The following is a 26,969-nucleotide window of genomic DNA, read 5'->3' as shown; positions in this document are numbered from 1 at the left end:
TGACCTCATGCTTTCAGTGACGTGCGCCCGGAGCAGGGAGGACGCGGGGGTCCGCGCCGTCCGCCCGTTCCCGGAGCGCCCCTGGTTTCCATGGGTGCCTCCAAAGGTAATGCCCCGGGGCTCACGGGCGCGAGGGCATGGCCGCCTCTCCGTGTCGGGCTCCCCGCGGCCGGGCCGGACATGGAACGAGGCCCGGATACGGATCACCCGGGCCTCGCGGCGTCGGTGGCGGCCCCTCACCGCTGGGCGCGGAGTGTGGGACGGGACTCGGCGGAGACATGGACCGCCTCGACGGGAGTGGTGGCCGGGCTGGAGGCCGGGCCACCGGTACTGACGCGACCGCCGTCAACCGAATGAGGCGGTGTACCGACATGACTACCCGAATCCGCGTGTTCGGACGCACGGTGACGGGCCGACCGGAAAAGGTTATTCCCAGCGTTTGCCAAGCAGTGACCCGTGCCTCCGTCCGTGGTCAGCGCTCCTCGGCGCCCTCAGCGGCCCGTGCCGAGCGCAGGGCCCTCGGGTAGAGGTAGACCGCGCACACCAGGGAGGCCAGTCCGAGCCCGACGACGCCGGTGGCGGCCAGGGACTCCTGGACGTACTGGTCGACGAACCTGGCGTCTCCGGCCCACAGGGCCATGCCGACCGCGCAGGACAGCAGGGGCAGGCCCACGCCGATCCACTTGTCCCTGGCCGCCCACACCTGGCTGAGGAGGATCAGGGCCGCGCCGAGGACCCACAGGAACGACAGGTTCCACCACCAGGGCACCGCCGCGAGCAGCAGGAGCAGGGCGACGGCCTCGCCCGGGGTGTGGCGCGCCACCGACGCCAGGCCGTGCAGGGGCCCCGGCCCCCGGTCGCCGCGGGCGGCCCGGTCCGCGCGGCGGCCCCTGATGTGCACGTACGCCTGGCCGGGGCCCTCCAACAGGGACAGCAGACCGCGGCTGGGCCCGCCCCGCCAGGGCGGTGGCGGCCGGTGGGCGTGAACGGGCCGGGGCGGGATCAGTTCGTCGTCCTCGATGTCGAGGTCGCGGCCGGCGACCTCCCGCTCCACCAGGTCGCGGGGGGATCCGAAGCCCCGGAGGATCCCCCGAACGGTGTCCGCGTCGTCCCTTCCCGCGGCGGCACGGCGCGCGTTGATACGCGAGCGCACACTCGTGAGGTAGGCGGTACGTTCCTTCGCGGTCATGTGACCGTACAGAACCAGGCCGACCTCGGACAGATAATCGAGTACCAATTGTTCCGAGCGCTGGGTCATACTCCCATATTGGCCTACCATGACCTGGCTTTTAAGCCCCTCTTGAGAATTCCGGTCATAGAACTGCCTTCGGATACGGTCTGCGACCGTGCGGCGGGCGTGCCCGCAGGAGTGGAGCGGGCTCGCGCGAACCCCGGGGCGGGAATCGCTTAGCGTTGACGTGATGACCGACAACGCACAGTCCGACGAGCACGAACCAGGCACGGGGAGCAGCGAACCCCCCGCGTCGGGCCGCCTTCCCACGTTCACCTCATGGCTGCGCGGCCGATCGGACTCCGCACTCGCCGACCTGCTGCGCGCCCGTCCCGACCTGGCCCGGCCGGTCCCGGCCGACCTCGGCGCGCTCGCCTCCCGCGCGACCGCCCGCAACACCGTCCTGAGGATCCTGGAGCGCCTGGACCGGTTCACCCTCCAGGTGCTGGAGTCGGTGGTCGCGCTCGGCGACGACCGGCTGTCCGAACCGGTGGGGGTGCCCACCGTCGACCTGGCCGGAGCGCTCGGGCTGGCGCCCGCGCCCGACCCGGCGGAGGACCCGCTCACCCGTGCCCTGGACACCCTGATGGGGCTGGCGCTGATCTGGCCCGACCGGGGGCGGCTGCGCCCCGTGCAGGTACTGCGCGATCTGCTCCCCCACCCCGCCCGGCTCGGCCCGCCCGCGCGCGTGCTGCTGGCCGCGCTGCCGCCCGGCGCCGCCAGGAGGCTGGCCGACGACCTCGCGCCCGACAGCACCGCGAGCACGCCCGTGGAGGCGGTCGCCACGCTCCTGGCCGATCCCGGCCGGGTGGCCGCGCTGGTCGGCCAGGTGAGCGACGGACCCCAGGCCCGCAGGCTGCTGGACAGCATGGCCTGGGGGCCGCCCCACGGAACCGTCTCCGGCGCCCGCCGCGAGGTCACCCTGGCCACCGCCTCCTCACCGGTCGACGCGCTCATCGCCCGCGCCCTGCTGCTGCCGAGCGGGGAGGACACCCTCACCCTGCCGCGCGAGGTGGGGGTCCACCTGCGCTCGGGGCTGCTGTTCCGTGAGGTCACCACCGCTCCGCCGCCGTTCGCGGGTACGCAGAACCCCGCCGACGCCGTCACCCGGACGGCCGCCGGGCAGGCGTTCACGGTGCTGCGCGCGGTGGAGGAGCTGCTGGAGCACTGGTCCCAGGAGCCTGCGGCGGTGCTGCGCAACGGCGGGCTGGGGGTGCGCGACCTTCGCCGCGCCACCCGGGTGATGGACACCGACGAGTCCACCGCCGCCCTGTTCGTGGAGGTCGCGTACGCCGCCGGGCTGCTCGCGGTGGACGACCGGGTCGAGGGCGAATGGCTGCCCACCCGCGAGTACGACCTGTGGCGGGAGCGCCCGCCCGGGCGCCGGTGGCTGCGCCTGGCGTCGGCGTGGCTGGAGTCGGACCGCGTGGCGACGCTGACCGGTTCGCGCGACTCGGGCGGGCGGGTGCGCAACCTGCTCGGTCCGGGCCTGGAGCGGCCCACCGCTCCACAGGCCCGCCGCGACCTGCTCGGGGAGCTGGGCACCGCGGAGCCCGGGTTCACGCCGCTGCCGGACTCGCTGTCCGCCCGTCTGGCCTGGCGCCGTCCGCGCCGCCAGTCGCCGGTCCACGCCGAGCTGGTGCGGACCGCCGAGGCCGAGGCCGCGGCGCTCGGGCTGACCGGGCTCGGAGCACTGGCCGACCACGTCCGGCCGCTGCTGGAGGGCGACGAGGACGCCGCCGCGCGGATCCTGGCCAAGGAGCTGCCCAAGCCGCTGGACTACGTGCTGGTCCAGGGCGACCTGACCGCGGTCGCGCCGGGGCCGCTGGTGCCCGACCTGGCCCGGGAGCTGGCCCTGGTCGCCGACGTGGAGTCCACCGGCGGGGCCACCGTGTACCGGTTCACCGAGGAGTCGGTGCGCCGGGCCCTGGACGTCGGACGCGGTACCGACGACATCACCGCCATGCTCGAACGCCACTCGCGCACCCCGCTCCCCCAGGCGCTGCGGTACCTGGTCTCGGACGTGGGACGGCGGCACGGGCGGCTGCGCGCGGGTACGGCGTCGAGCTACCTGCGGTGCGACGAGCCAGCGCTGCTGGAGGAGCTGGTCAACGACCGCCGGGCCGCGGACCTGGGGCTGCTGCGGCTCGCCCCGACCGTGGTGGCGAGCCGTTCGACCCGGCCGGCGCTGGTGGAGCGGCTGCGGCAGCTTGGGTACCACCCGGTGCCCGAGGGCGGGGACGGGTCGATGAGCCTGGGCCGTCCCGAGGTGCGACGGGCCGACTCGGCGAACGTGCCGCCCGTACCGGGCGAGGGGGTCTCTCCCCGGGAGCTGGCGGACGAGGCGGTACGCGCCCTGCGGGCCGGGGACGAGGCGGCCATGGCGGTGCGCAGGCCGGTCTCGCTGCCCGAGGACGGCCCGGCGGGTTCACGGTCGGTGGTGGTACTGGAGGTGCTCGCGCGGGCGGCCCGGGAGAGGCGGAGGGTGTGGATCGGCTACACCGACACCGACGGGCGCCAGGTGAGCCGGATCGTGGAGCCCTCGGGCGTGGACGGCGGCTTCCTGACCGCCTACGACGCCACGCGTGCGGCGGTGCACCGGTTCGCGGTGCACCGGGTGACGGCCGTGGCAGAGCTGGAGCAGGAGTCCGAGGAGCGGTGGGGATCTCCCGGGAAGACCTCCTGACGGCCGCCGGGCCGGTCCGGCTCCAGGGGCCGGGTACCGGGTCGCGGAGGCTCCGGAGGACTAGGGTGGAGGCGAGTTGGTCGCCCACCGACAGCGAGAGAACCCCCATGAGCAACGCATCGCTGCCCCCCGGGGCATCGTCCCCCCGTGACCGCGGACATGACGACGGCCGCGAGCGCGGCAGGACCCGGGACCCCGGGCATGACCGCGACGGGGACCGCGGGGCCGACCGCGGGGAACGCCAGGTGCCAGGTGGGTCCAGCAGCTCCACGATGGCCCTGATCCTGCACGCCCTGACCTTCGTGTGCTGTGCGAACTGGCTGTTCGGCATCGCCGGGATCGTGTTCGCGGTACGCGCCGCGCACGCGCGCGACCGGGGGCGTCCGGACCAGGCCGAGACCCTCACCCGCTACTCCTGGTACTGCCTGGGCGCGGCCGGGGTGATGCTCTTCGTGATGCTGGTGCTGACGTTCGTCCTGTTCACCCAGGCGGGATCATGGATCGAGGGAATCGTCCCGGTCACCAACTACTGACCGGGTTTGGCGGACCGGGCCCGCGGGCACCGCGTGAGCGGACACGGGAACGGGAACGCTGTGCGCCGGTGCGCGACGGCGGGGAGGCGGCACGGTGATGAGCGGCAGCGGCAGAGGCGATCCGAGGGGCTTCTGGGAGAGGAAGGGCTCCTCTCCCGGCCCGGCGCCGTCCGGGGGCGGGGCGCCGTACGGATCCGCGGGACCCCCGGCGCCCTCCGGTGCGTCGGGGCGGCCCGGGCTGTCGGCGCCTCCCCCGACCGACCCGGCGTATCCCCCCGGGACGCCCCCGCCGGCCGCGCCCCCCGCACGGGTGGGCGGTGCCGTGGCGGCACTGGTGGTGGCGGTCCTGACCGTGGCGGGGCCGGCCCTGATGATCTACCTGGACTTCTGGTTCTTCCTGCTGGTGGTGAACGTCCCCGGGATCGGCTTCGGAATCGCGGCGCTGAGGAGGCTCCCCGATCCGGTCGAGGTGGATCGGTACATCCGGTACACCTGGGCGTGCACCTTCGCCTACGTCATCCTGTTCGTGCTTTTCACGATCCCGGTCATGGTCCTGTTCGTGATGATGTTCCTCCTGACCTCCTGACCCGGCTTCCCGGCCCCTGACCCGGCCCCCGCACCCCCTCGGAACCGGCTACGGCATGGGGCCGCGTCCCCCTCCCCCGGTCCCCTGCCCGGGCTTTCCCCGCCAGACGGAGCCGCAGAACCTGGCCAGCCCGGTCCTGGGCCCGATGCTCGTCCTCGTCGTGTTCATGGTGACCAGAGAGGCCGCCACGGCCTGAGCCGGCCGCCGCACGCGGCGCGGGCGGCGACCGGTGACGACGGCCTCCGTCTGAGACCACGGTTTTGCGGGCATGATCAGGGGCCCGGATGTGTTGCACCTGGGGCCGCCCCTCCCCGCGAGATTGAAGGTCCGTGTGTCCTGCCTGATCGTCCAGTCCGACAAGACGCTCCTGCTTGAGGTCGACCACGAGCTCGCCGCCGAGTGCCGCCGGTCCATCGCACCCTTCGCCGAGCTGGAGCGCGCCCCCGAACACGTGCACACCTACCGGGTCACGCCACTCGCGCTGTGGAACTCCCGAGCCGCCGGACACGACGCGGAGCAGGTCGTGGACGCGCTGATCCGCTTCTCCAAGTTCCCGGTGCCGCACTCGCTGCTGGTGGACATCACCGAGACGATGGACCGCTACGGGCGGCTCCGGATCGTCGGCGACCCGGTGCACGGACTGGTCCTGGAGTCCTCGGACCGGGCCGTGCTGGAGGAGGTCGTCCGCGCCAAGAAGCTCAGGGGGATGCTGGGCGAGCGGCTGGACGAGGACTCGGTCGCCGTGCACCCGAGTGAGCGCGGCAACCTCAAGCAGGCACTGCTGAAGGTCGGCTGGCCCGCCGAGGACCTGGCCGGATACGTGGACGGCGAGTCGCACCAGATCGACCTGGACCAGGACGGCTGGGAGCTGCGCGGCTACCAGAAGGAGGCCGCGGAGAGCTTCCACGCGGGCGGGTCCGGCGTGGTGGTGCTGCCGTGCGGCGCGGGCAAGACCATCGTCGGCGCGGCGGCGATGGCCATGACCGGCGCGACCACGCTCATCCTGGTGACCAACACCGTGTCGGTGCACCAGTGGAGGACGGAGCTGCTGCGGCGCACCTCGCTGACGGAGGACGAGATCGGCGAGTACTCGGGCACCCGCAAGGAGATCCGCCCGGTCACGATCGCCACCTACCAGGTGATGGCGGCCAAGCGTAAGGGCGCGTACACGCACCTGGAGCTGTTCGACGCCCGCGACTGGGGGCTCGTGGTCTACGACGAGGTGCACCTGCTGCCCGCGCCGATCTTCCGCATGACCGCCAACCTCCAGGCGCGTCGCCGCCTGGGTCTGACCGCGACCCTGGTGCGCGAGGACGGCCGTGAGGGCGACGTGTTCTCACTGATCGGCCCCAAGCGCTACGACGCTCCGTGGAAGGACATGGAGAACCAGGGGTGGATCGCCCCGGCGGACTGCGTGGAGGTCCGTGTGGACCTGTCGCAGTCCGAGCGGCTGGCCTACGCGACCGCCGAGCCGGAGGACCGCTACCGGTTCTGCGCCTCCTCCGAGACCAAGACCTCCGTGGTCCGGGAGATCGTGGAGCGCCATCCCGATGAGCAGGTGCTGGTGATCGGCTCCTACATCGACCAGCTGGACGACCTGGGCGAGTCGCTGGGCGCGCCGGTGATCAAGGGTGAGACCCGCAACAAGGAGCGCGAGCGGCTCTTCGACGCCTTCCGCTCCGGTGAACTGCGGACGCTGGTGGTCTCCAAGGTCGCGAACTTCTCCATCGACCTGCCCGAGGCCGGTGTCGCGGTCCAGGTCTCGGGCTCCTTCGGTTCCCGCCAGGAGGAGGCGCAGCGGCTGGGCCGGGTCCTGCGCCCCAAGACCGACGGGCGCGCCGCCCGCTTCTACGCCGTGGTGGCCCGTGACACCCTCGACCAGGACTACGCCGCGCACCGGCAGCGGTTCCTGGCCGAACAGGGCTACGCCTACCGGATCACCGACGCCTCCGACCTGCTGTCGGGCGAGGAGACCTGACCGGACCCGAGGCCCCGGGCGGAGGGGGTGGGAGGCGCGGCGCCGCCCCTCCCGTCAGACGGAGGGCAGGACGCCCATGACGTAGGTGCCCGCCGCGATCCCCCAGGCCACCAGGGAGTAGCTGAGGGTGCGGGTGCGCAGGAGCCGGTCCCCCCGGACCGAGGGCGCGGCGAAGGCGGCCACGAGGAGCACCAGTCCGAGCAGCGCGGGGATGGCGGAGGCCAACGCGAAGAGCTGGGTCTGGGCGGCGCACGCGGTGTAGCCGGAAGTGCCGGGATCACCACAGAACACGTCGTCTCCCGATCGGTCGTTCGGTGCGGGCGGTACTCCCTGACCGTACCGTTCCGGAAGGTGCGGATCGCCAGCGACACCGACCGAATCCCGGCTTCGTCCCGGCTCCGTCGCCGTCCCGCCCCGACCGGAACGCCCTGAGCGGGGTCCCCCGCCCCGCCGTCCTCCTCCCGACGGAACCGAATTCGGCTCCCCGGTGACGGGCGCCGCCTCCGCTCTTTACACGAAGCCTCCCCGTGTCCAATCATGAGGGCACGACAGCTCTTCCAGGAGGTCCTCCCATGCCCGGCTCCCCCGCCCCCGAGTCCGAGTCCGACAGTGCCGGTTCCCCGGCCGCCAGCCTCCCCGAACCGGCCGCCGGCGAGCGGCGCACCGGCTTCCACGCCCTCCGGAAGGGCGGCCTGAACTGGGAGTCCCTACCGCTCAGGCTCTTCGGCAAGGGCAACGCCAGGTTCTGGGACCCCGCGGACATCGACCTGAGCCAGGACGCCGAGGACTGGAAGAAGCTGGGCGGGGGCGCCCGCACGAGCGTCCTGCGGCTGTGCGCGTTCTTCGTGGCGGGCGAGGAGGCGGTCACCGAGGACATCCAGCCCTTCATCCGGGCCATGGCCTCGGAGGGGCGGCTGGGCGACGAGATGTACCTGACCCAGTTCGCGTTCGAGGAGGCCAAGCACGTCCAGGCGTTCCGGCTGTGGCTGGACGCGATCGGGGTCCAGGAGGACCTGCACGAGCACGTCGACGCCAACCCGGGCTACCGCAAGCTGTTCCACGAGGAGCTGCCCGGGTCCCTGGAGAGGCTGCTGGAGGACCCGAGCCCCCGCAACCAGGTGCGCGCCTCGGTGACCTACAACCACGTCATCGAGGGGTCGCTGGCGCTGACCGGGTACTACGCGTGGAACCACGTGTGCACGGTGCGGGACATCTTCCCGGGTATGCGGCGGATCGTGCGGCGGATCGGCGACGACGAGCGGCGCCACATGGCGTGGGGGACCTTCACGTGCCGGCGCCACGTCGCGGCCGACGACGCCAACTGGGGCGTGGTGGGCGAGCGCCTGGACGAACTGCTGCCGCACGTGATGTCCACGGTCGAGCGCGGCGGGAAGCCCTCTGGTGACCCCGACGCACGGCGCTACGAGCTGCCGCCCGAGGAGCTGGTCAGGTACGCGGGCGACCGGGCGCTGCGGCGCCTGGGCGCGATCGGGTCCGCGCGCGGGGTGCCCGTGTCCCGGATCGATCTGGACGCCGCCCCCGAGGACCTGGAGGAGCGCTTCGGCGAGGAGGACCGGGAGGCCATGCGCAAGGCGACCGCCGGGAACTGACGGCCGGGGCGCCCGGCGGGGCACCCCGCGTCCGCGCCCCGGCCCCGGAGGGCGCCGTGGGCGCCCTCAGAAGGCGCCGTGGGGCACGGTCCCCTCCCCGTGCCACTGGTCGCGGCGTCCGCGCTCGGCCTCCAGGGCGATCCGGCCGAACGGCTCGGTCCTCCAGTCGCCGTCCTCCTGGTGGTTGGCGTAGAGAACCTCGCCGTCGCGGGAGAGCACGTAGAGCGAATCCGCCAGCCGGTGGGTCTCCAGGAACTCCACCGTGTTGGGCACCCCCAGGTAGAAGCGGTCGTGGTGGAGTTCGGGCATCCACCTGCCGAAACCCTGCTGGGCGCATGACCGCGCGTGGCGGTCGGCGAGGGAGAACCGGCTGTTGGAGGAGTGGGTGGCCACGAAGGCGACCTCGACCCGGTATCCGGCGTCGCGGAACCCCTCGACCCAGGACGCCGCCCAGTCCGCGCGGCCGAGGGGGTGGCTGCACACCACGTCCACGCGGCCCGCGCGCAGGTACTCCATGGCGAGTCCGTGCAGCCCGCCGACCTGCCGGGCCAGGGAGAAGGACGCGACGCGGTCGTCGGCGGTCATCGCCCACTCGTAGTCGGGCGACAGGCGCAGCAGGTCGTCGCCGTCGTAGCTGACGGTGCCCTCGGGCAGGACGGGCAGGAGGAGGCGCTGCAGGGTGGACTTGCCCGAGCCGGGCTGGCCGCCGAGGAGCAGGAGCCGGGGCCGTTCGCGGGCCGCGCCGGTGAGCCGGTCGCGGAGCGCGAGGTCGAACAGGGCGGCCAGTTCCGTCTCCGCCAGGGTCCTGCGCGGATCCTCCGGGGTGGCTCCGTCGCGGACGCGCACCGGGTCCGCCCGCAGGTCGGTGAGGACCTCGGGCAGCTCGCGGTTGAGCCGGTCGACCTCGTCGGAGGCGAGGAAGGGCAGCCGGGCCTCCTCCTTGAGGAGCCCGGCGGCGCGTTCCCTGAGTTCGGGTCGGGTTTCGGCGCGGCCCAGGCATGCGCCGACGGCCGCGCTGTACAGGTTGTGGGCCTGCTCGCGCGCCTCCCTCCGGGGGCCGGTCTGCGCTGGGACGCCGCCGCAGGAGCTGTCCGCCAGGAGCGGTCGGAGGAACCGTTCCTCCGCGTGTGGAACCGCCATGCTGTCTACCTTCCAGGCTTCGGAAGCGGCCGTGGCCCCGCGCCGGGGGAACCGGAGCCGGAGGGGACCGGAATCGGTTGGTCGTCGCCGCTGACACCGGGGATGCTAGTACGTCGCTCCGCCGGAAGTGCGGGGTTCGGCGCCGATGGCCGGAGGCGGACGGGAGGGGCGGGTCCGGAGGGGCCGGGGAGACGGAAAACGGGGTGGGACGCGAGAACGCCCCACCCCGTCAGGTGTCCGTGGCCGTCAGGCCGCGGAGCACGCCACGTCCGGCACGCTGTTGGCGCCGCTGTGGGTTCCGGTGAGCCCGAAGCCGGTGCTGCCGCCGGCGTCGAGGCCGCCGTTCCAGCCCAGGTCGGTCGCGGTGACCTGTGACCCGCTGGAGGAGATGTCGGCGTTCCAGCCCTGGCTGACCTGCTGGCCGTCGGTGTAGGTCCACGTCACGGTCCAGCCGGTGAGGGCGGAGTCGGCGGTGACCGTCACCGTCGCCTGGAAGCCGCTTCCCCAGTCGTTGTCGATCGTGTACTCGGCCGTGCAGCCGTCGCCGGAGGGATCGGTCGGCTCCTCACCCGGGTCGGTGGGCTCCTCGCCGGGGTCGGTGGGCTCGTCCGGGGGCTCGGGGGCGTTCACCGCCATGTCGTAGGCGGCCTGCGGCACGAACTGCCCGGCGGACGCGATGCAGCCGTCGGCCTCACCCGGCAGCTTGGTCCAGATGAAGGCGTCGACCAGCGGGTTGCCGGTGTTGGTGGTGCTGGGGCGGCCGATCATCCGTCCCGGCGGGTCACACCACTCACCGTCGGGTGCGGGGCCGTTGCCGTTGCGGCTGGTGTCGACCACGGCTCCGAGCCCGGAGACGCCGGTCGCGTTGATGACGGCCCCGGCGAAGGCGACCTCGTCGTCGGTCCAGTTGTAGTTGGAGGTGTTGGTGGCCACGCCGTGGCCGCTGTTCGCGATGTCCGCGCCGTTGAGCAGGTCGGCGGCCTCCTGGGGGTCCAGCCAGGCCGAGTGCCCGATGTCGAAGTACACCCGGGCCTCGGAGGAGCCCGCCATGAGCGCCTTGCCCGCGTAGGCCATCGAGTCCAGGAGTTCGGACGGGTCGCTGCAACCGCTCACCAGCGGGAGGGCGTCGGGCTCCAGGACGATGGTGGCGGGACGGCCCTCCAGTCCGGACGCCAGCTCGTCCACCCAGGAGCGGTAGGCGCCGTGGTCGGGCGCCCCGCCCTCGCTGTGGTTGCCGCAGTCGCGTCCGGGGATGTTGTAGACCACGAGGATGGGGCTCTTCCCCTGGGCGTCGGCGGCGCTGACCACCTCGTCCACGTCGCCGCGGATCTCGCCGGGGTTGTGCTGGGTGAACCAGGTGGCCTGCGCGACCGAGGCGATGCGTTCGCGGATGACGTCGGCCCGGTGGTCGCCGGGATTCTCCTGGACCCAGACGGCCGCCGATGTGTTGGGGTTGACGTAGAACTCGGACTCGCTGGCCGAGGCGGGCGCCATGCTGAGCAGCGCCGCTCCCGTGGCCAGTGCCGAGACGGAGCCTATGACGGCTCCGATGGCTGTGCGTGTGCGGGACATGAGCCTTTCCTTCGTTGAGTCGGTCCCCGTTCTGATCTCCCGTATCCCCGTATCCCCCGGGGACCTGGAGGCCCCCGGGGGGTGTGGGAGCGCTCCCAAGCGCCGTCAGGTTACCCCGTGGAGTCCTCCAGTCCCAGGGGGGTAACGGATGCTTTTCCCGGAATCCGCGTCCGCGAGATGACATAGGGTGATCACATGTCTCCCACCCCGTCCTCCCCTCCCGCCGTCATCGACGCCCTGGCCTGGGTCCACGTCCGTCAGGGGCGCCTGTTGTGCGTCCGCACCGAGGGGGTGGACCTGTTCTACCTCCCCGGCGGCAAGCGTGAGCCGGGAGAGAGTGACGAGGCCGCTGTGGCCAGGGAGGCCCGTGAGGAGGTCAGCGTGGTCCTGCGCCCGGGCACGTTCCGAAGGATCGCGGTGATCGACGAGGCCGCCCACGCGCAGGCCCCGGGCACCCGGGTGCGGTTGTCGTGCCACACCGCCGAGTACGACGGCGAGATCGCGGTGGACAACGAGATCGCCGACCTGGCGTGGATCGGCTTCGCCGACCGGGACCGCTGCGCCCCGGCCGTGCGCCGCCTCGTCGAACTGCTGCACGCCGAGGGCACCCTCCGCTGAGGCTCCCGCGCGAAGCCGTCCACAGGCCGGGGCCGGGTCCGGCGGACGGGCGCGTGGGACGGTCGCACTGGATCCGGGGGCGCGCGGCGCGCTCCTGAGCGGCGAAGACGCCCCCGTGTCCGAGCCCGGTCCGCCTCCGTGCCCCGCACCAGCGGCGCCTCCCGTCTGTGGACGGCCTTCCGGCCCACGGACGGCCGGACGACCAGCGGAAAACAAGTGGCCCCTCCGCGTTCCCCTGGTTACAGTCCGGATACTGTGCGGACACTTCCCCAGCCTCCCGGCGCTCCCGAGCACCGGTCGGCCCACTGGTTCCTGTGGTGGCTCGCCCTGAAGGAGTGGCGCTCGCTGCTGTGGTCGGGGACGACCACGGGTGCCTTCATGGTCTGCGGCGTGCTCATCTCCGCCGCGCTCGGCGCCGCCCTCGACTCCGGGCTCGTCCGGGGGGACCTGGACGCCCTCCTCACCTGGTTCGGCGTCCTCACCGCGCTCGTCGTGACCGTCGTCGCGCTGGTCCCCGTCTGCCACCGGGCCGAGTGCTTCAACTGGTACGCCTCCGCCTACCGGACCATCCAGGCGGTCACGAACCACTCCGTACGCATGGGGCCCACGCTCACCCGGAGACTGCCCTCGGGCGAGGTGGTGGCCGTGGGCACCGAGGACATCGACCGCATCGGTGACTTCCACGCGATCGCGGGGCAGTTCCTGTCCTCCGTCGTGGCGGTGGCCGCGGTCAGCGCGCTGATGCTCACCTCGCACGCCGCGTTCGGCCTGGTCGTCCTGGTGGCGGTGCCGCTCATCATGACGGGGACGGTCCCCCTGCTGCGCCTGTTCTCCCAACGGCAGGAGCACCAGCGCGACCGGCAGGCCGAACTCACCACCCTGGCCACCGACCTGGTGGCGGGCCTGCGCGTGCTGCGGGGAGTGGGCGGCGAGCGCACCGTGGACCACCGCCACCGGACCGCCTCGCGGCGGGTCCGCTCCGCCGCCGTGCGCGTGGGCTGGGCGGACGCCGCGCTGAACGCCGTACGCGAGCTCCTCCCGGGCCTGCTGCTGGTCGGGATCGTCTGGTACGGCGCGCGCCTGGCCCTGTCCGGGGAGGTCACCACCGGCCAGCTCGTCGCCTTCTACGGCTACACCGGCACGCTGTCCACGGCCGTGCGCCACCTGATGCGCGCCCTGTCCCTGTTCGCCTCCGCCCGCGTGGCCGCGGGTCGCGTGGTACGCGTGCTGAGCCTGGAGCACGACCACCCCGACCCCGAGCACCCGGTGCGTGGACCGACCGCCCCCTGCGACCTGCACGACCCGGGCAGCGGCGTGACCATCGGTGCGCGGCGCACCACCGGTGTGGTGTGCGCCGACCCCGCGGACGCCACCGCCATCGCCGAGCGCCTGGGGCGCTACCGGGACGAGGAGGGCGCCGACGCGGTGCTCGTCGACACCTCCACGGGCCGGTCCGTGCGCCTGCGGGACCTGCCCCGCGCGTGGGTGCGCCGCCGTGTCCTCGTCGCCTCCAACGACGCGCACCTGTTCTCCGGAACACTGCGCGACGAGCTGGCCCCGGACCGCGGCGTCTCCGACGAGCGCCTCGCCGAGGTCGTGCGCGCCGCCCGCGCCGACGACGTGGTGCGCCGGTCCGCCGCCGGACTGGACGCGCTGCTCACCGAGCGCGGACGCGAGTACTCCGGCGGCCAGCAGCAGCGGCTCCGCCTGGCCCGCGCCCTGGCGCTGGACCCGGAGATCCTGCTGCTCGTGGAGCCCGCCTCGGCCGTGGACGCCCACTCCGAGGCCGCCATCGCCGCACGGCTGCCCGTGGAACGCGCGGGCCGCACGACCGGCCTGGTCACCACCAGTCCCCTGCTGCTCGACCACACCGACGGCGTGCAGTTCGTCGAGGAGGGCCGCCTCGTGGCAGAGGGGACCCACCGGGAGCTCCTCGCCGCGTCCCCCCGCTACGCCGCCGCCGTCCTGCGCGCCGTCCCCACGGAGGGGAGGCCATGACCCAGACCGCCGACCGCGCCGAGGCCGCCGGTACGGCCGGGGCACCGCGGGAGCACCACACCGCCGGGCTGCCGGTCGCGTCCGCTCCCGCGGTGTGGGCACGGCTGCGCCGCGCCGGGCGGGAGCACGGCGCCCTGTTCGCCGTCGTCGTGCTCCTGTACGGACTGGCCGCGCTCATGGCGCTGGCCTCGCCCTGGATCCTCGGCGTGATCATCGACACCGTGCGCGCGGAGGGGGCCTCCTCGCGCATCGACGTGCTCGCCGCGCTGATCGTCGTGTCGCTGGTGCTGCACGCCGGGTTCACCCTGGTGTCCGTGGCGGCCTCGATCCGCTTCGGTGAGACCGTGCTGGCGGAGCTGCGCGAGGAGTTCGTGCGCGCGGTGCTCCGGCTGCCGCTGGGGGTGGTGGAGCGCGCGGGCACGGGCGACCTCGTGGCGCGCACCGGCCGCGACATCGGCCACCTGAGCCACACCGTGCGCGTCGCGGTGCCGGTGATGGCGGTCAGCACGGTGACCCTGGTCATCGTCGTCGTGGCGACAGCAGTCCTGCATCCGGCCCTGCTCCTGGCGTGGGCGCCGTCCGTGGTCGTGCTGTGGGTGTCCACGCGCTGGTACGCCCGCAGGGCACCGGACGGATACGTGCGTGAGCTGGCCGCCTACTCGGACCTGACCCAGGGCGTGACCGACACCGTGGAGGGCGCGCACACGATCGAGGCGCTGGGTCGGCAGGCCCGCCAGACCGCGCTCAACGAACAGCGCGTGGGCCGCGCCTACGCGGCGGAGCGGTACACCCTGTGGCTGAGGTGCGTCTGGTACCCGCCGCTGGAGGTCGCGTACATGCTCCCGATCGCCCTGACCTTCCTGGCGGCGGGCCTGTTGTACGTGGACGGGCCGCTGAGCCTGGGGGAGGTCGCCACGGCGGTCTTCCTCAGCAGGCAGACGGGACGGCCCCTGGAGCAGGTGCTGGACCAGGTGGACAGCCTGATGATGGGCTTCACGAGCCTGCGCAGGCTCCTGGGCGTGGAGCTCGCCGAGGAGGGGCCCTCCGGGCCGGACGCGCCCTCTGGCGGGAGGCCGGGCGAGGTCCGCCTGGACGGGGTGCGCTTCGGCTACACCGGAACGGAGGTGCTGCACGGTGTCGACCTCGTGCTCGCACCCGGGGAGCGCCTAGCCGTGGTGGGACCGAGCGGCGCGGGCAAGTCGACCCTGGGCAAGCTGGTCGCCGGCGTGCATCCGCCCACGTCGGGAGACGTCCGTGTGAGCGGGGTGTCCATGTCGGGGCTGGCACCCGGGCAACGGCGCGGGCGGGTGGTCATGCTGAGCCAGGAGAGCCACATGTTCCGGGGCACGGTCGCCGAGAACCTGGCGCTGGCGCTGGACCTGCCCGGGGACGAGGAGGCGGACCGGGAGCGCCTGTGGGAGGCGCTGGCCGCCGTGGGCGCCGACGGCTGGGCGCGCTCACTGCCGGACGGACTGGACACCCGGGTGGGTTCGGGCAACGTCCCGCTGGACCCGGCCCGCGTACAGCAGCTCGCCCTGGCCCGCGTGGTGCTGGCCGATCCCGACGTGCTGGTGCTGGACGAGGCCACGTCGCTGATGGACCCGCGCTCGGCCCGCCACCTGGAGCGCTCGCTCGCGGGGGTGCTGTCGGGCCGCACGGTGGTGGCCATCGCGCACCGGCTGCACACCGCGCACGACGCCGACCGGATCGCGGTGGTGGAGGACGGCCGGATCAGCGAGCTGGGCGGCCACGACGAGCTGGTCGCCCGCGGAGGCTCCTACGCCTCCCTGTGGCACGCCTGGCACGGCCGGGGCTGACGCGCCCCGGGAGGTCCCCGTCGGCCCTCGGGCCGCGGCCACTGCTCGGGGCCGGGGAACCTGGACGTGTCGAGCTCGACGTCGAAGGGTGCGGGCAGCCGGATCCTCACCCCGAGGTCCACGGTCGTGGCGTGGTCGTACCGGCCGTTGCCGGGCTGTTCGTGGAGGGTGACCGACGGCCCCGCCTCGTCCCAGGCGTCGGGCGCGTCCAGCTCTCGCCAGGTGCTCAGCAGGTAGTCCCATCGCGGCGGTCCCGCCGCCGGGGCGGCTTCTGCCACAACCAGGCTCATTCCGCTTCGCACCTCCGGACAGGGAGCGCAACGCTCCGTGTCCGCGTCCGCCCGACACTTCGCAGAACGACCTTCACCCCTCTGCGAGGACAGTGCCCCTACCGGCGGTTCCGGCCCCGGAGACGGCGAAACCGGGCGGCCCCGAGGGGCCGCCCGGTCGTCGCGGGCGAGGTCGCGTATCCGGACCTCAGACGCCTGCGGGCCCGGGGGCCCGAGGTTCACGGACCTACTAGAAGTCCATGCCGCCCATGCCACCGGTCGGGTCACCGGCGGGAGCGCCGGCCTTCTCCGGCTTCTCGGCGATGACGGCCTCGGTGGTCAGGAACAGACCAGCGATGGAAGCCGCGTTCTGCAGAGCGGAGCGGGTGACCTTGGTCGGGTCGATGACGCCGTCCTTGAACAGGTCGGTGTACTCGCCGGTCGCGGCGTTCAGGCCGAACCCGGGCTCCAGGTTCCGGACCCTCTCCGCCACGACGCCGCCCTCGAGGCCGGCGTTGACGGCGATCTGCTTGAGCGGCTCGGCGATGGCGCGACGGACGATGTCGGCGCCGATGGCCTCGTCACCCTCCAGCTCCAGCTTCACGAACGCCGGGACGCTGGCCTGCAGCAGCGCGACGCCACCGCCGGGCAGGATGCCCTCCTCGACCGCGGCCTTGGCGTTGCGGACGGCGTCCTCGATGCGGTGCTTGCGCTCCTTGAGCTCCACCTCGGTCGCGGCACCGGCCTTGATGACGGCCACGCCGCCGGCCAGGCGCGCCAGGCGCTCCTGGAGCTTCTCGCGGTCGTAGTCGGAGTCGGTGCGCTCGATCTCGTTGCGGATCTCGTTCACGCGACCGGCGATCGAGGTGGCGTCGCCGGCGCCGTCCACGATCGTGGTCTCGTCCTTGGTGACGACGACCTTGCGGGCGCGGCCGAGCATGTCCAGCTCGGTGCTCTCCAGCTTGAGGCCGACCTCCTCGGTGATGACCTGGCCGCCGGTCAGCACGGCGATGTCGCCGAGCTGGGCCTTGCGGCGGTCACCGAAGCCCGGAGCCTTGACGGCGACGGACTTGAAGGTGCCGCGGATCTTGTTGACGACCAGCGTCTGGAGGGCGCCGCCCTCCAGGTCCTCGGCGATGACCATCAGCGGACGGCCGGCCTGCAGGACCTTCTCGACGACCGGTAGGAACTCGTTGTTGTTCGAGATCTTGGAGTTGACGATGAGGATGTAGGGGTCCTCAAGGACCGTCTCCATGCGCTCAAGGTCGGTGGCGAAGTAGGGCGAGATGTAGCCCTTGTCGAAGCGCATACCCTCGGCGAGTTCGAGCTCCAGCCCGAAGGTCTGGCCCTCCTCGACGGTGATGACGCCTTCCTTGCCGACCTTGTCCATGGCCTCGGCGATGGCCTCGCCGATCTGGGGGTCGCCGGCGGAGATCGAGGCGGTGGAGGCGATCTGCTCCTTCGTCTCGATGTCCTGGGAGAGGTTGCCGAGCTCTTCGTTGATGCGAGCCACGGCGAGTTCGATGCCGCGCTTGAGACCGATCGGGTTGGCGCCGGCGGCGACGTTGCGCAGACCCTCGCGAACGAGCGCCTGGGCGAGCACGGTGGCGGTGGTGGTGCCGTCACCCGCGACGTCGTCGGTCTTCTTGGCGACCTCCTTGACCAGCTCGGCCCCGATCTTCTCCCAGGGGTCCTCGAGCTCGATCTCCTTGGCGATGGAGACACCGTCGTTGGTGATGGTGGGGGCGCCCCACTTCTTCTCCAGAACGACGTTGCGGCCCTTCGGGCCGAGCGTGACCTTGACGGCGTCAGCGAGCTGGTTCATGCCGCGTTCGAGGCCGCGACGGGCCTCCTCGTCGAACGCGATCAGTTTGGCTGCCATTGAGTTCTTGTCCTCCCGTGACCGGGCTGATACGCGATGGGACGAGACGTGCGCCCGCGACGGACGACCGCGGAACTTCCGGCAACCCTGCTGCCGGGTGCCGCGGTCTCGCAGCCTCGCTCCGATTAGCACTCAGTGAAGGCGAGTGCTAACCAGATCCATTTTTAGCACTCGCCCCCCGAGAGTGCAAACGATGTGGTCACGATTTCTCTCCAGCGCATCCCAGTATCTACCTGCACAAACACCACATAACACACGGGTTTTCCGCGCTCAGCGGACAGCGCGACGGGAAGTCCGGCCAGGGATCCGGCACACGGGGAGGCCGACGGGCTCCCCGTCGGCCTCCCCGCGCCGCGTGCCGGCGGGGTCCCGGACCAGGGCTTGGGCCACCGGCTCGGGAGCTGGGGCGGCGCACCGCCCGCGAGCCCACCGCCGGCGCCGCGACGGTCAGTACGACCGCCACCGCCCAGCCAGCCCCGACCGAGGCCCGCGGTGGGCCGGAGACGGCGACGGGGCGGCCCCGGCACCCCTCCGGTGCCGGAACCGCCCCTCACACGGGTCGGCGGGGCTCAGCAGCCCCCGGCGACCGCCGGGATGATGGAGATCTGGGCGCCGTCGGCGATCTCGGTCTGCAGGCCCTTATCGAACCGCACGTCCTCGTCGCCGACGTAGACGTTGATGAAGCGGCGCACCTTGCCGTTGTCGTCGAGGACGCGGGCGCGGATGCCGGGGTGGTTGGCCTCCAGGTCGTCCAGGACCTCGGCGAGGGTGCCGCCCCTGGCGGTCACCTCGGAGGCGTCGTCGGTGTAGGTGCGCAGGATGGTGGGCACGCGGACGCTGGCGCTCATGGCGGACTTCCTTCTGGTGGGAGACTGCGGGCTGGTGCGGGCCCCGGCGGACGCGCCGGGGCCATGGGGCCAGGGCCCGTTCTTCGAAACATCCACCCCGGAGGGTGTTGGTTCGGGCGCCGCCAGGGTTCTGCACGACGGGACAAGCCGCGAGCGAGGAACGAGCGGCAGGCGCCGCCGAGGAGGAAGAATCCCTGGCCTCTTGGGCGCCCGAACACGGGCCGAAGCGGAGCGGAGGCCCCGAAGAACACGACCTAGGCGAGACCTGCGCTGGTGAAGGCGCTCAGGGACGGCTTGATGGTGGCGGTCACACCGGAGTCGACGGCGTTCAGGGTCTTGAGCCCGTCACCGGTGTTGAGCACGACGGTCTCGGCCCCGGGGTCGAGTCTGCCCTCGCGGACCAGCTTGCGCAGGACACCGGTGGTGACGCCGCCCGCGGTCTCGGCGAAGACGCCCTCGGTGCGGGCGAGGAGCTTGATGGAGTCGACGATCTCGTCGTCGTCCACGTGCTCCACCGAACCTCCCGTGCGCTGGGCGATGTCCAGCACGTACGGGCCGTCGGCCGGGTTGCCGATGGCCAGCGACTTGGCGATGGTGTCGGGCTTGACCGGCTGGATGACGTCGATGCCCTTCTCCCACGCCCGCGCGACCGGGGCGCAGCCCGTGGCCTGGGCGCCGAAGATCTTGTACGGGCGGTCCTCCACCAGGCCGAGCTTGACGAGCTCCTGGAAGCCCTTGTCGATCTTGGTGAGCTGGGAGCCGGACGCGATCGGGATGATGATCTGCTCGGGCAGGCGCCAGCCCAGCTGTTCGGCGATCTCGTAGGCCAGCGTCTTGGAGCCCTCGCCGTAGTAGGGGCGCAGGTTCATGTTGACGAAGCCCCAGCCCTCGCCGGCCGGGTCGCCGATGAGCTCGGAGCAGAAGCGGTTGACGTCGTCGTAGTTGCCGTCGATGGCCACGACCTTGCCGCCGTAGACGGCGGCCATGACCACCTTGGCCTCCTCCAGCCCGGCGGGGATGAACACGCAGGACTCGAACCCGGCGCGCGCCGCGGCGGCGCCGACCGCGCCGGCCAGGTTGCCGGTGGAGGAGCAGGACAGGGTGGTGAACCCGAAGGTGCGGGCGGCCTCGACGGCGATGGCGACCACGCGGTCCTTGAAGGAGTGCGTGGGGTTGCCGGAGTCGTCCTTGACGTGGAGGGAGTCCAGGCCCAGCTCGGCGGCGAGGCGGTCGGCCCTCACCAGCGGGGTCAGGCCGGGGGCCATGTTGGGCAGCTCGGCGACGTTGGTCGGAACGGGGAGCAGCGAACGGTAGCGCCAGATGCTCTTGGGGCCGTTCTCGATGTCCGCGCGGGTCACGGTCCCGAAGTCGTAGGCGATCTCCAGGGGGCCGAAACAGGCCTCACAGGCGTACCGGGGGGTGAGCTCGTAGCGCTCACCGCACTCGCGGCAGGAAAGCGCGGTGCCGGGGCCGAAGGCGCGGACGGAGGTGGGTTCGGTGGCGGCAATCGCCATGGCGAGGCGTCTCCCCTCATCTTCCCTGGTGGACACCTTGTCCCCAGGCCGGAGTTGGCACCTGCCCCAGCCGCCTCGCGGGTTCGCGAGTATCGCGTGCTGGGATGGTTGCCGGGGCTTCGCAGGGCCGGTCCCTCCACCCCTCTGGATGAGCAATATGAAGTTGTGGCGGGTCCTGTCGGATCCGCACCGTCACTGTAACGGACACGTTGACCGGTTTTCCATATCCGGTGACCCGCGCAACACGAACGGGCTCACATGGTGAGACGGCACCGGTCAGGATCCCGTGAACGCACGTGCGGTGTTCCGCGCCTGTGACGTGCGCCCCGGTTGGCCTGGGACGGGTTTGGGGCGGCTGTCCACAGGCGAGACCTAGGATGCGCCCCGCGCGGTGCGCGCGCCCGACCCCAGCCGCATCATCCGAGAGGACGACCACGTGGACAAGGCACAGATCCTCATTGCCTCCAACAGGGGACCGGTGTCCTTCTCGACCGCCGACGACGGCTCCCTGGAGCACCGGCGCGGCGGAGGCGGCCTGGTCTCGGGAATGATCTCGGTGGCCAACGAGATCGACAGCATCTGGGTGTGCGCCGCGCTGTCGGACGCCGACCGCCGGGCCGCGGCGGAGGCGCCGGAGGCGCGGCTGGACCGCGCCCACGACCTGGACGGCATGCGGGTCCACATGCTCGACATCCCGCGGCGGACCTTCGAGGGCGCCTACACCGGGGTGGCCAACTCGACCCTGTGGTTCGTGCAGCACATGCTGTACGACATCCCCAACAAGCCGTCCTTCGGCTCGCACTTCCGGCGGATGTGGGAGGACTACACCGCCTACAACAACGCGTTCGCCGAGGCGCTGGTGACCGGCGCCGCCGACGGTGCCCGCGTGGCCGTGCAGGACTACCACCTGGCACTCGTACCGCGCATCCTGCGCGCCCGCCGCCCCGACCTGCGGATCGCACACTTCTCGCACACCCCGTGGGCGCCCCCGGAGTACTTCCGGATGCTGCCCGAGCAGGTCGCGCGCGACCTGTTGGAGGGCATGCTGGGCGCGGACCGGCTGGGCTTCCAGAGCCCGCGGTGGGCGGACGCGTTCCTGCGCTGCTGCGCGGACGTCCTGCGCGCGGACGTGGACTTCCGGCACCGCACCGTGGAGTACGGCGGCCGGATCGTCGGGGTGGACGTGCACGCCCTGGGCGCGGACGCGGAGACGCTGCGCGAGAGCGCCGCCGAACCGGCCGTGGCGGCGCGCCGGGACACCCTGCGGGAGGCCGTCGGCGACACCAGGCTCATCGTCCGGGTGGACCGCACCGAGCTGTCCAAGAACATCGTGCGCGGCCTGGAGGCGTACCGGGAGCTGCTGACCACCCGTCCGGAGTGGCGGGGCCGGGTGACGCACCTGGCGTTCGCCTACCCGAGCCGGGGCGACGTGCCGGAGTACCGCGAGTACACCGACGCGGTGCTGCGGACCGCCAAGGAGATCAACGCGGAGTTCGCGACCGCCGAGTGGACTCCGCTGATCCTGGAGGTCAACGACGACTACCCGCGCTCGCTGGCGTCCTTCCAGATCGCCGACGTGCTGCTGGTGAACCCGGTCCGGGACGGCATGAACCTGGTGGCCAAGGAGGGCCCGGTGCTGTCGGAGCGGGACTCGGTGCTGGTGCTCTCGCGCGAGGCGGGCGCCGCGGACGAGCTGGGCGAGGACTCGCTGCTGGTCAACCCCTACGACACCGTGGAGACGGCGGAGGCGCTGCACAGGGCGCTGTCGATGTCGGCGGAGGAACGGCGCGAGCGCAGGCAGCGCCTGGCGGAGGCCGCGGTGGCGCTGCCGCCGCGCCGGTGGTTCCAGGACCAGCTGCGCTCGCTGGTCTGAGCCCGGCCCGGCCGCCACGGAGGTCAGTCCGTGGCGGCGTCCCTCCCGCCGTCCCTCCCGTCCGCCTCGGCCAGGAGCCGCTTCACGATGTCGGACTTGGCGTCGGCGTAGTCCTGGATGCGGTCCCAGGTGCGCTCGGCCAGTTCGCGTTTGACCGCGGTGTAGCGCTCGCGTGCGTCGGCGTCGTCGGTGAGGAGGTCCCGGAAGCGGCGCATCCGCTCCGCCTCCTCGCAGCCCTCACTGAACACGTGCAGGTTGAGGTTGACCTCGGCGCCCTTGAACACGCGGTGCTCGTACCAGTCGGGTTCCCTGATCACCAGGGAGTAGCCGGCGGCTTCGAGGTCGGGCATGTAGGCGGGCTCGTCCGAGGAGTCGGCGACCACCAGCAGCAGGTCGACGCAGGGCTTGGCGGCGAGGCCGGGCACCGCGGTGGAACCGACGTGTTCGAAGAGCAGGGCACGGTCACCGAGGGCGGCACCGACCCTCCGGGCCTCGCGCTCGAAGAGGTAGGGCCACTTGGCGTCGTACTCGGCGATGCGGACACGTCCGTCGACGAGGTTGCGGAACTCGGGTGTGGTCCCGGTCCGCGGACCACCTCGTGAGGGCAGGGACGACGCTTCGAGAGGTGACATTCTCCAAAGCCTTGTCCCCCGTGCGTGCCCGCGTCAAGACCGTCCGCCGTTCCTTACATATGCACGTGCGACCACGGCGTCACTGTTCGTGGAGCACCCATGACGTGCGGCGACCACGCACCGTGTCCGGTCCCGGCCGCGGGAGTCCGCACGGGAACCGGACCACCCGCCGCCGGGACTACTTGCCGCGGGTCCTGCGGCGGCGTCCGCCCTTCTTGCGTCGGCTGGCGGGCGGGGCCTCGGCGGCGCGCTCGGCGGCGATCCTCTCGTCCTCCTCCTGGCGTTCGGCCTTCACACCGTAGGGGTCGGCGGTGGAGCGGCGTATCCACAGGACCACCAGGAGGGCGCCGAGGACCAGAACGGCGCCGACCGCGGCGAACCACGCCCACACCGGCACGGCCCCCGCCCGCTCGCGCGCGTCGAGGAGGTCCTCGTCGAGCAGCGGGGTGTCCTGGGCCGTGCCCACAGCCTCCCCCTCCGCGTGGGGCGCGTACAGCGCGGGCAGGTCGTCGGGGCCGGTCCGCGAACCCTGGACGAGGGCGGCGCGGACCTGGTCGGGGCGCAGCTGCGGGTGCTCCGAGCGCACCAGGGCGGCTACCCCCGCGACCAGGGCGGCGGCGTACGGGGCACCGGTGACCTCGGTCTGGCCCAGGTCCGGCCCCGCTGTCACCAGGTCGGCCCCGGGCGCGGTCAGCTCGATCTCCTCCGCGTCGGGGGAACCGGGAACGAGCGCGCCCTCCTCGTCCGTTCCGGCGACGGTGAGCACGTTGGGGTCCTCCCGGCCCCCGGCCGGTCCGACGACCAGCACGCCGCTGTTCACCGCGTCCTGGGTGGCGCCGGTCAGATCGGTGGACCCGTCGGTCTCGGGCAGCAGGACGACCTGGGCGTCCTCCTCCACGGCGAAGCGCACGGCCTCGGCCATCCGGTCCCCGGTGGGCAGCACGAGCAGGGAGGCCTCGGGCGCCGCGCCGAGCACGCCAGCGTCGGCGTCCATGCCGTGTCCGTGGGCCGCGACCAGGGCGGCCGTGGCGTTGCCCGCGCCGACGTCGCCGTCGTTGGCGCCGAACCGCGTGTCCAGCCGGACGTTGTCGACCAGGTCCGGGTGCTCCTCGTTGACGGAGACTCCGGGAAGCGCGACGGTGACGCCCTGGCCCCGGGTCTCCTCCCACAGTTCCTGGGCCTCGACGGACTGCAGGCCCCACTGCTCGGGCCGGTAGTCGGGGATGGGGTCGGCCGAGGCCGGAGCCGCAGTCGGGCCGAGGAGTACGGCGGTGGCGGTGACGACGGCCGCACAGGCCGTGGTGGTACCACCACGGGTGTGGCGTGTATGTGTCCTGTTGCGGCTGTTGCCCCCGAGCACGTCAGGCTCCCTCGAACGATACGATCGGCGTTCCACGCGGCCCCACGGACCCCCGCGATTCTGTCATGAGCACAGGATCCAGGCGTGAACAAGTGGCTTGAGGGGTAGAGAACGTAACTGTATCCCTGGTGCCAGTCCTGCGCTCTCGGCTCCGCATCCGGCATGTTGAGTCGCTAGCATGAGTCGGGCCGATCCGGACAAACCAATTTCCCGTCCAGGGGGTGTCCCATGCCGAATATCGGTCCGACCGAGGACGGTCAGTCGGCTCTCGCCGAACGCGAACAGCGCATCCTCGCCTTCGAGCGCCAGTGGTGGAAGTTCGAGGGCTCCAAGGAACAGGCGATCCGTGACGAGTTCGGGTTCTCCGCGACCCGCTACTACCAACTGCTGAACGGGCTGGTGGAACGCCCCGAGGCGCTCGCCTTCGACCCGATGACCGTCAAGCGGCTGCGCCGGCTGCGCGCCGACCGCCGCCGCCAACGCAACGCACGCCAGCTGGGTATCCAGCTCTGAGCCCCTCCCGTCCCGCCTTCCCGGTCATTCGTACCCACCGCACGCCGACGGCACCATCCGTGCCTGGTCCGCTTCCACGGACGTGTCGCCCGGGCCACCCCCGCTGAGCGACACCGGGAACCGGCTGTGCGAACCGCCCGTACCTGGGCGACCGAACCGACGCTGGAGAGGACCGGCCCGCCCGAGGCGTCCGGAGCCGCCCACCGACGCGGTCGGCCGCGTGCGAGCACGTACCGAACGCCACGAGGCCGTCCGATGAAACACGGGCCACACGTACGGGTAGGGGTCCCCTCCGGGCGGGAGCGCGTCGGTAGTCTGGCGGCCCCGCCCGGTCCGCACCCTCGGCCCCACCGGAAAGGTCCTCCATGTCTTTGCCCCGACCCGGCACGGACGCCGGGCGCACCGCGCTCGACGCCCTCCTGAACGCGCCCGGGAGCGCGCTGGCCGCCTTCGACTTCGACGGCACGCTCGCGCCCATCGTGAACGATCCGCGCACGTCCGCCCCCTACCCGGGGATCGTGGAGGGGCTCGCAGACCTGGCCGGGCTGATCGGCTCGGTGGCGGTGGTCACCGGCCGCCCCGCCGAGACGGCGGTACGGCTGGGCGGGCTGGACCGGGTGCCGGGCATCACCGTGCTGGGCCACTACGGTGCCGAGCGCTGGGTCGGCGGCCGTGTGGTCGCCGCCCCCACGCCGCCCGGGGTGGAGCTGGTGCGGGAGGAGCTGCCCGGCCTGCTCGACGGGCTGAACGCGCCGGAGGGCACCTGGATCGAGGACAAGGGCCGGTCCCTGGCCGTGCACACGCGGCGCACCGCCGACCCCGACGGCGCCCTCGCCCTGCTCACCCCCGCCCTGAGTGAACTGGCCAGGCGCGCCGAGCTGCAGGTGGAGCCGGGCCGGATGGTCGTCGAACTCCGTCCACAGGGTGTGGACAAGGGCGCCGCGCTCACCGCGCTCGTCGCCGAGGCCGGGCCCCGCACCGTGCTCTACGCCGGTGACGACCTGGGCGACCTGCCCGCCTTCGCCGCCGTGGCGGCACTGCGCGACCAGGACATCGCGGGCCTGACCGTGTGCTCGTCCTCCGACGAGGTCCCCGCGGTGGCCGAGGCCGCCGACCTGGTCGTCTCCGGTCCCGCGGGGCTGGCCGACCTCCTGCGCTGCCTCGCGGGCGCGGTCCGCGACGCCTCCGGTGTGTGAGCGCCGCCTCCCCCCGCTCAGGACGAGGACTCGTGCGCCTGGGGCGTGAGCGCCGACCGCGCCGCCGACCGCAGGTCCACCAGCCCGGTCCGGTCGCGCCCGTAGTGCACGGCGTTGGTGAGCATCCCCACGTACCTGCCGCTCTCGGGGTGCATGAACAGGCTCGTCCCCGTGAAGCCGTTGTGGTAGACCACCCCCTCCGGGGTGACCAGCCAGCCCAGGCCCCGCCAGAGCCGGGCGCCCGCGTCCACGTGCGGCTGCCAGCTCGTGCGCACGTAGGAGGAGGGCACCGCCCCCCGGCCGCCGCCGTGCAGCCGCAGCACCTCCCGGGCGAACGCGCCGAGGTCGATGGCGGTGGTGAACACCCCGGCGTGCCCGGCCACACCGCCCATCAGCGCGGCCGACTCGTCGTGCACCACGCCCCAGGCGGGGGCGGCTCCGGGGAGGCGGCACTCGGTGGGCGCGACGCCGGGCGAGCGCGCCAGGGGACCGAAGGTCGTGGAGCGCAGGCCCAGCTCCCCCCACAGGTCGTGGGCCATCCGGTCCAGGCCGGTGCCGTAGAGGCGCTCCAAGAGCAGGCCGAGCAGGATGAACCCCCGGTCGATGTAGCGGTAGCCGGGTTCCTCCAGCGGATCGGCGAGGATCGCCTCCGCCAGGTCCTGATCGGTGCCCGCGTACCTCTCCAACCAGGTCACCGGGTTGAGTCTGCTGGTGTGGGTGAGGATCTGCCGGGTGGTCACCTCGGCGCCGGGAAGATGGTCCACGTCCAGGTATTCGGACATCGGGGCGTCCAGGTCCATGATCCCCTCGGCGACCGCCTGGCCGACCAGCGGCCAGGTCGCCATCACCTTCGTCAGGCTCGCCACGTCGTAGGACACGTCCGGCGCCGTGTCGTGCTCCGCGTCGACCCGGCCGACCGCGACGAACTCCCACATGCCGCCGGTACCGACGACGGCCGTGCCGCCCGGCAGCCATCCGGCGTCCACCATCACTTTCAGGACGCCACGAATCTGCGCCCCTGTCTCCGTCAGCCAGTCACCATCACGCACAACACGCCTCCCCCCGGCTGGTCTCGTCACCCCGGCGGATACCCCGTTATCAGGTCGTTGTCAC

23 protein-coding genes and 1 riboswitch are annotated in these 26,969 nt (G+C 72.7%); of the genes, 12 read left to right on the top strand and 11 right to left on the bottom strand.

The features are described 5' to 3' along the window. Positions 1-472: 472 nt before the first annotated feature. Positions 473-1,258, bottom strand: coding sequence for a hypothetical protein (locus FYX01_RS12390; RefSeq protein WP_150240730.1), 786 nt, complete (start codon positions 1,256-1,258; stop codon positions 473-475). Between the two features lie 163 nt (positions 1,259-1,421). On the opposite strand from FYX01_RS12390, the gene FYX01_RS12385 reads away from it, so the two are divergent. The 5 genes from FYX01_RS12385 to FYX01_RS12365 all read left to right on the top strand — a co-directional run bounded on the left by FYX01_RS12385 (position 1,422) and on the right by FYX01_RS12365 (position 7,014). Further along, a complete protein-coding gene (locus tag FYX01_RS12385; RefSeq protein ID WP_150240728.1) occupies positions 1,422-3,917 on the top strand; it encodes a helicase-associated domain-containing protein in 2,496 nt (831 codons plus the stop codon). A 107-nt stretch (positions 3,918-4,024) separates the two neighbouring features. Beyond that, positions 4,025-4,450 carry a CD225/dispanin family protein gene (locus tag FYX01_RS12380; protein WP_150240726.1) on the top strand — a complete coding sequence of 142 codons (426 nt, stop codon included), beginning with the start codon at positions 4,025-4,027 and terminating at the stop codon, positions 4,448-4,450. Positions 4,451-4,772: 322 nt separating this feature from the next. Further along, positions 4,773-5,036, top strand: coding sequence for a hypothetical protein (locus FYX01_RS12370; RefSeq protein ID WP_317846060.1), 264 nt, complete (start codon positions 4,773-4,775; stop codon positions 5,034-5,036). A 55-nt stretch (positions 5,037-5,091) separates the two neighbouring features. After that, positions 5,092-5,232 (top strand): hypothetical protein, encoded by a 141-nt coding sequence (locus tag FYX01_RS26130; protein WP_190394286.1) that lies wholly within the window; start codon positions 5,092-5,094, stop codon positions 5,230-5,232. A 135-nt stretch (positions 5,233-5,367) separates the two neighbouring features. Next, the gene (locus FYX01_RS12365) at positions 5,368-7,014 is read left to right on the top strand and encodes a DNA repair helicase XPB (protein WP_150240724.1); all 1,647 of its coding nucleotides are present in this window, start codon (positions 5,368-5,370) and stop codon (positions 7,012-7,014) included. Between the two features lie 54 nt (positions 7,015-7,068). Here the strand turns inward: FYX01_RS12365 and FYX01_RS12360 are convergent, their stop codons facing one another. Then, entirely contained in the window at positions 7,069-7,305 is a 237-nt protein-coding gene (locus FYX01_RS12360; protein WP_150240722.1) for a hypothetical protein, read from the bottom strand. Positions 7,306-7,586: 281 nt separating this feature from the next. Here FYX01_RS12360 and FYX01_RS12355 point away from each other — a divergent pair, with 281 nt between their 5' ends. Further along, on the top strand, positions 7,587-8,624 hold the full coding sequence (locus FYX01_RS12355) for a R2-like ligand-binding oxidase (RefSeq protein WP_150240720.1): 1,038 nt from the start codon (positions 7,587-7,589) through the stop codon (positions 8,622-8,624). Between the two features lie 66 nt (positions 8,625-8,690). On the opposite strand, the gene FYX01_RS12350 is transcribed toward FYX01_RS12355, so the two are convergent. Both FYX01_RS12350 and FYX01_RS12345 read right to left on the bottom strand, forming a co-directional pair. Next, the gene (locus FYX01_RS12350; RefSeq protein WP_150240718.1) at positions 8,691-9,764 is read right to left on the bottom strand and encodes a zeta toxin family protein; all 1,074 of its coding nucleotides are present in this window, start codon (positions 9,762-9,764) and stop codon (positions 8,691-8,693) included. A gap of 246 nt (positions 9,765-10,010) precedes the next feature. Continuing rightward, positions 10,011-11,336, bottom strand: a complete 1,326-nt coding sequence (locus FYX01_RS12345; protein WP_150240716.1) for a glycoside hydrolase family 6 protein — start codon at positions 11,334-11,336, stop codon at positions 10,011-10,013. Between the two features lie 195 nt (positions 11,337-11,531). Here FYX01_RS12345 and FYX01_RS12340 point away from each other — a divergent pair, with 195 nt between their 5' ends. From FYX01_RS12340 to FYX01_RS12330, 3 genes are all read left to right on the top strand, one after another. Further along, positions 11,532-11,954: an NUDIX hydrolase gene (locus FYX01_RS12340; protein ID WP_150240713.1), complete on the top strand. Its 423-nt coding sequence runs from the start codon at positions 11,532-11,534 to the stop codon at positions 11,952-11,954. Positions 11,955-12,209: 255 nt separating this feature from the next. Then, complete coding sequence (locus tag FYX01_RS12335) at positions 12,210-13,952, top strand: ABC transporter transmembrane domain-containing protein (RefSeq protein WP_150240711.1); 1,743 nt, start codon at positions 12,210-12,212, stop codon at positions 13,950-13,952. Continuing rightward, complete coding sequence (locus FYX01_RS12330) at positions 13,949-15,769, top strand: ABC transporter ATP-binding protein (RefSeq protein ID WP_150240709.1); 1,821 nt, start codon at positions 13,949-13,951, stop codon at positions 15,767-15,769. The genes FYX01_RS12335 and FYX01_RS12330 overlap by 4 nt, the downstream gene beginning before the upstream one ends. On the opposite strand, the gene FYX01_RS26615 is transcribed toward FYX01_RS12330, so the two are convergent. The 4 genes from FYX01_RS26615 to thrC all read right to left on the bottom strand — a co-directional run bounded on the left by FYX01_RS26615 (position 15,730) and on the right by thrC (position 20,282). Then, positions 15,730-16,047 (bottom strand): hypothetical protein, encoded by a 318-nt coding sequence (locus FYX01_RS26615; RefSeq protein WP_223830419.1) that lies wholly within the window; start codon positions 16,045-16,047, stop codon positions 15,730-15,732. The genes FYX01_RS12330 and FYX01_RS26615 overlap by 40 nt on opposite strands. A 241-nt stretch (positions 16,048-16,288) precedes the next feature. Continuing rightward, positions 16,289-17,920 (bottom strand): chaperonin GroEL, encoded by a 1,632-nt coding sequence (groL, locus tag FYX01_RS12320; RefSeq protein WP_150240707.1) that lies wholly within the window; start codon positions 17,918-17,920, stop codon positions 16,289-16,291. 569 nt (positions 17,921-18,489) lie between these two features. Further along, entirely contained in the window at positions 18,490-18,768 is a 279-nt protein-coding gene (locus tag FYX01_RS12310; protein WP_150240704.1) for a ubiquitin-like small modifier protein 1, read from the bottom strand. A 254-nt stretch (positions 18,769-19,022) separates the two neighbouring features. After that, entirely contained in the window at positions 19,023-20,282 is a 1,260-nt protein-coding gene (gene thrC, locus FYX01_RS12305; protein WP_150240702.1) for a threonine synthase, read from the bottom strand. 13 nt (positions 20,283-20,295) lie between these two features. Beyond that, positions 20,296-20,437: riboswitch (SAM riboswitch) on the bottom strand. Positions 20,438-20,718: 281 nt separating this feature from the next. Here thrC and FYX01_RS12300 point away from each other — a divergent pair. Then, on the top strand, positions 20,719-22,155 hold the full coding sequence (locus tag FYX01_RS12300; protein WP_150240777.1) for an alpha,alpha-trehalose-phosphate synthase (UDP-forming): 1,437 nt from the start codon (positions 20,719-20,721) through the stop codon (positions 22,153-22,155). Positions 22,156-22,178: 23 nt separating this feature from the next. Here the strand turns inward: FYX01_RS12300 and FYX01_RS12295 are convergent, their stop codons facing one another. Both FYX01_RS12295 and FYX01_RS12290 read right to left on the bottom strand, forming a co-directional pair. Next, on the bottom strand, positions 22,179-22,787 hold the full coding sequence (locus tag FYX01_RS12295) for a GrpB family protein (RefSeq protein WP_150240700.1): 609 nt from the start codon (positions 22,785-22,787) through the stop codon (positions 22,179-22,181). Positions 22,788-22,965: 178 nt separating this feature from the next. Then, the gene (locus FYX01_RS12290) at positions 22,966-24,147 is read right to left on the bottom strand and encodes a S8 family serine peptidase (protein ID WP_150240698.1); all 1,182 of its coding nucleotides are present in this window, start codon (positions 24,145-24,147) and stop codon (positions 22,966-22,968) included. A gap of 228 nt (positions 24,148-24,375) precedes the next feature. Here FYX01_RS12290 and FYX01_RS12285 point away from each other — a divergent pair, with 228 nt between their 5' ends. Both FYX01_RS12285 and otsB read left to right on the top strand, forming a co-directional pair. Further along, positions 24,376-24,660 (top strand): DUF3263 domain-containing protein, encoded by a 285-nt coding sequence (locus FYX01_RS12285; RefSeq protein WP_013155209.1) that lies wholly within the window; start codon positions 24,376-24,378, stop codon positions 24,658-24,660. 365 nt (positions 24,661-25,025) lie between these two features. Further along, positions 25,026-25,856, top strand: a complete 831-nt coding sequence (gene otsB, locus FYX01_RS12280; RefSeq protein WP_150240696.1) for a trehalose-phosphatase — start codon at positions 25,026-25,028, stop codon at positions 25,854-25,856. Between the two features lie 17 nt (positions 25,857-25,873). Here otsB and FYX01_RS12275 read toward each other — a convergent pair whose 3' ends face one another. Beyond that, positions 25,874-26,905: a serine hydrolase domain-containing protein gene (locus FYX01_RS12275; protein WP_150240694.1), complete on the bottom strand. Its 1,032-nt coding sequence runs from the start codon at positions 26,903-26,905 to the stop codon at positions 25,874-25,876. Positions 26,906-26,969: the final 64 nt, after the last annotated feature.

Source organism: Nocardiopsis quinghaiensis (assembly GCF_008638365.1).
Classification (GTDB): domain Bacteria; phylum Actinomycetota; class Actinomycetes; order Streptosporangiales; family Streptosporangiaceae; genus Nocardiopsis; species Nocardiopsis quinghaiensis.
The sequence above is the reverse complement of the archived record's forward strand: the minus strand, read 5'-3'. Positions and strand labels throughout refer to the sequence as shown.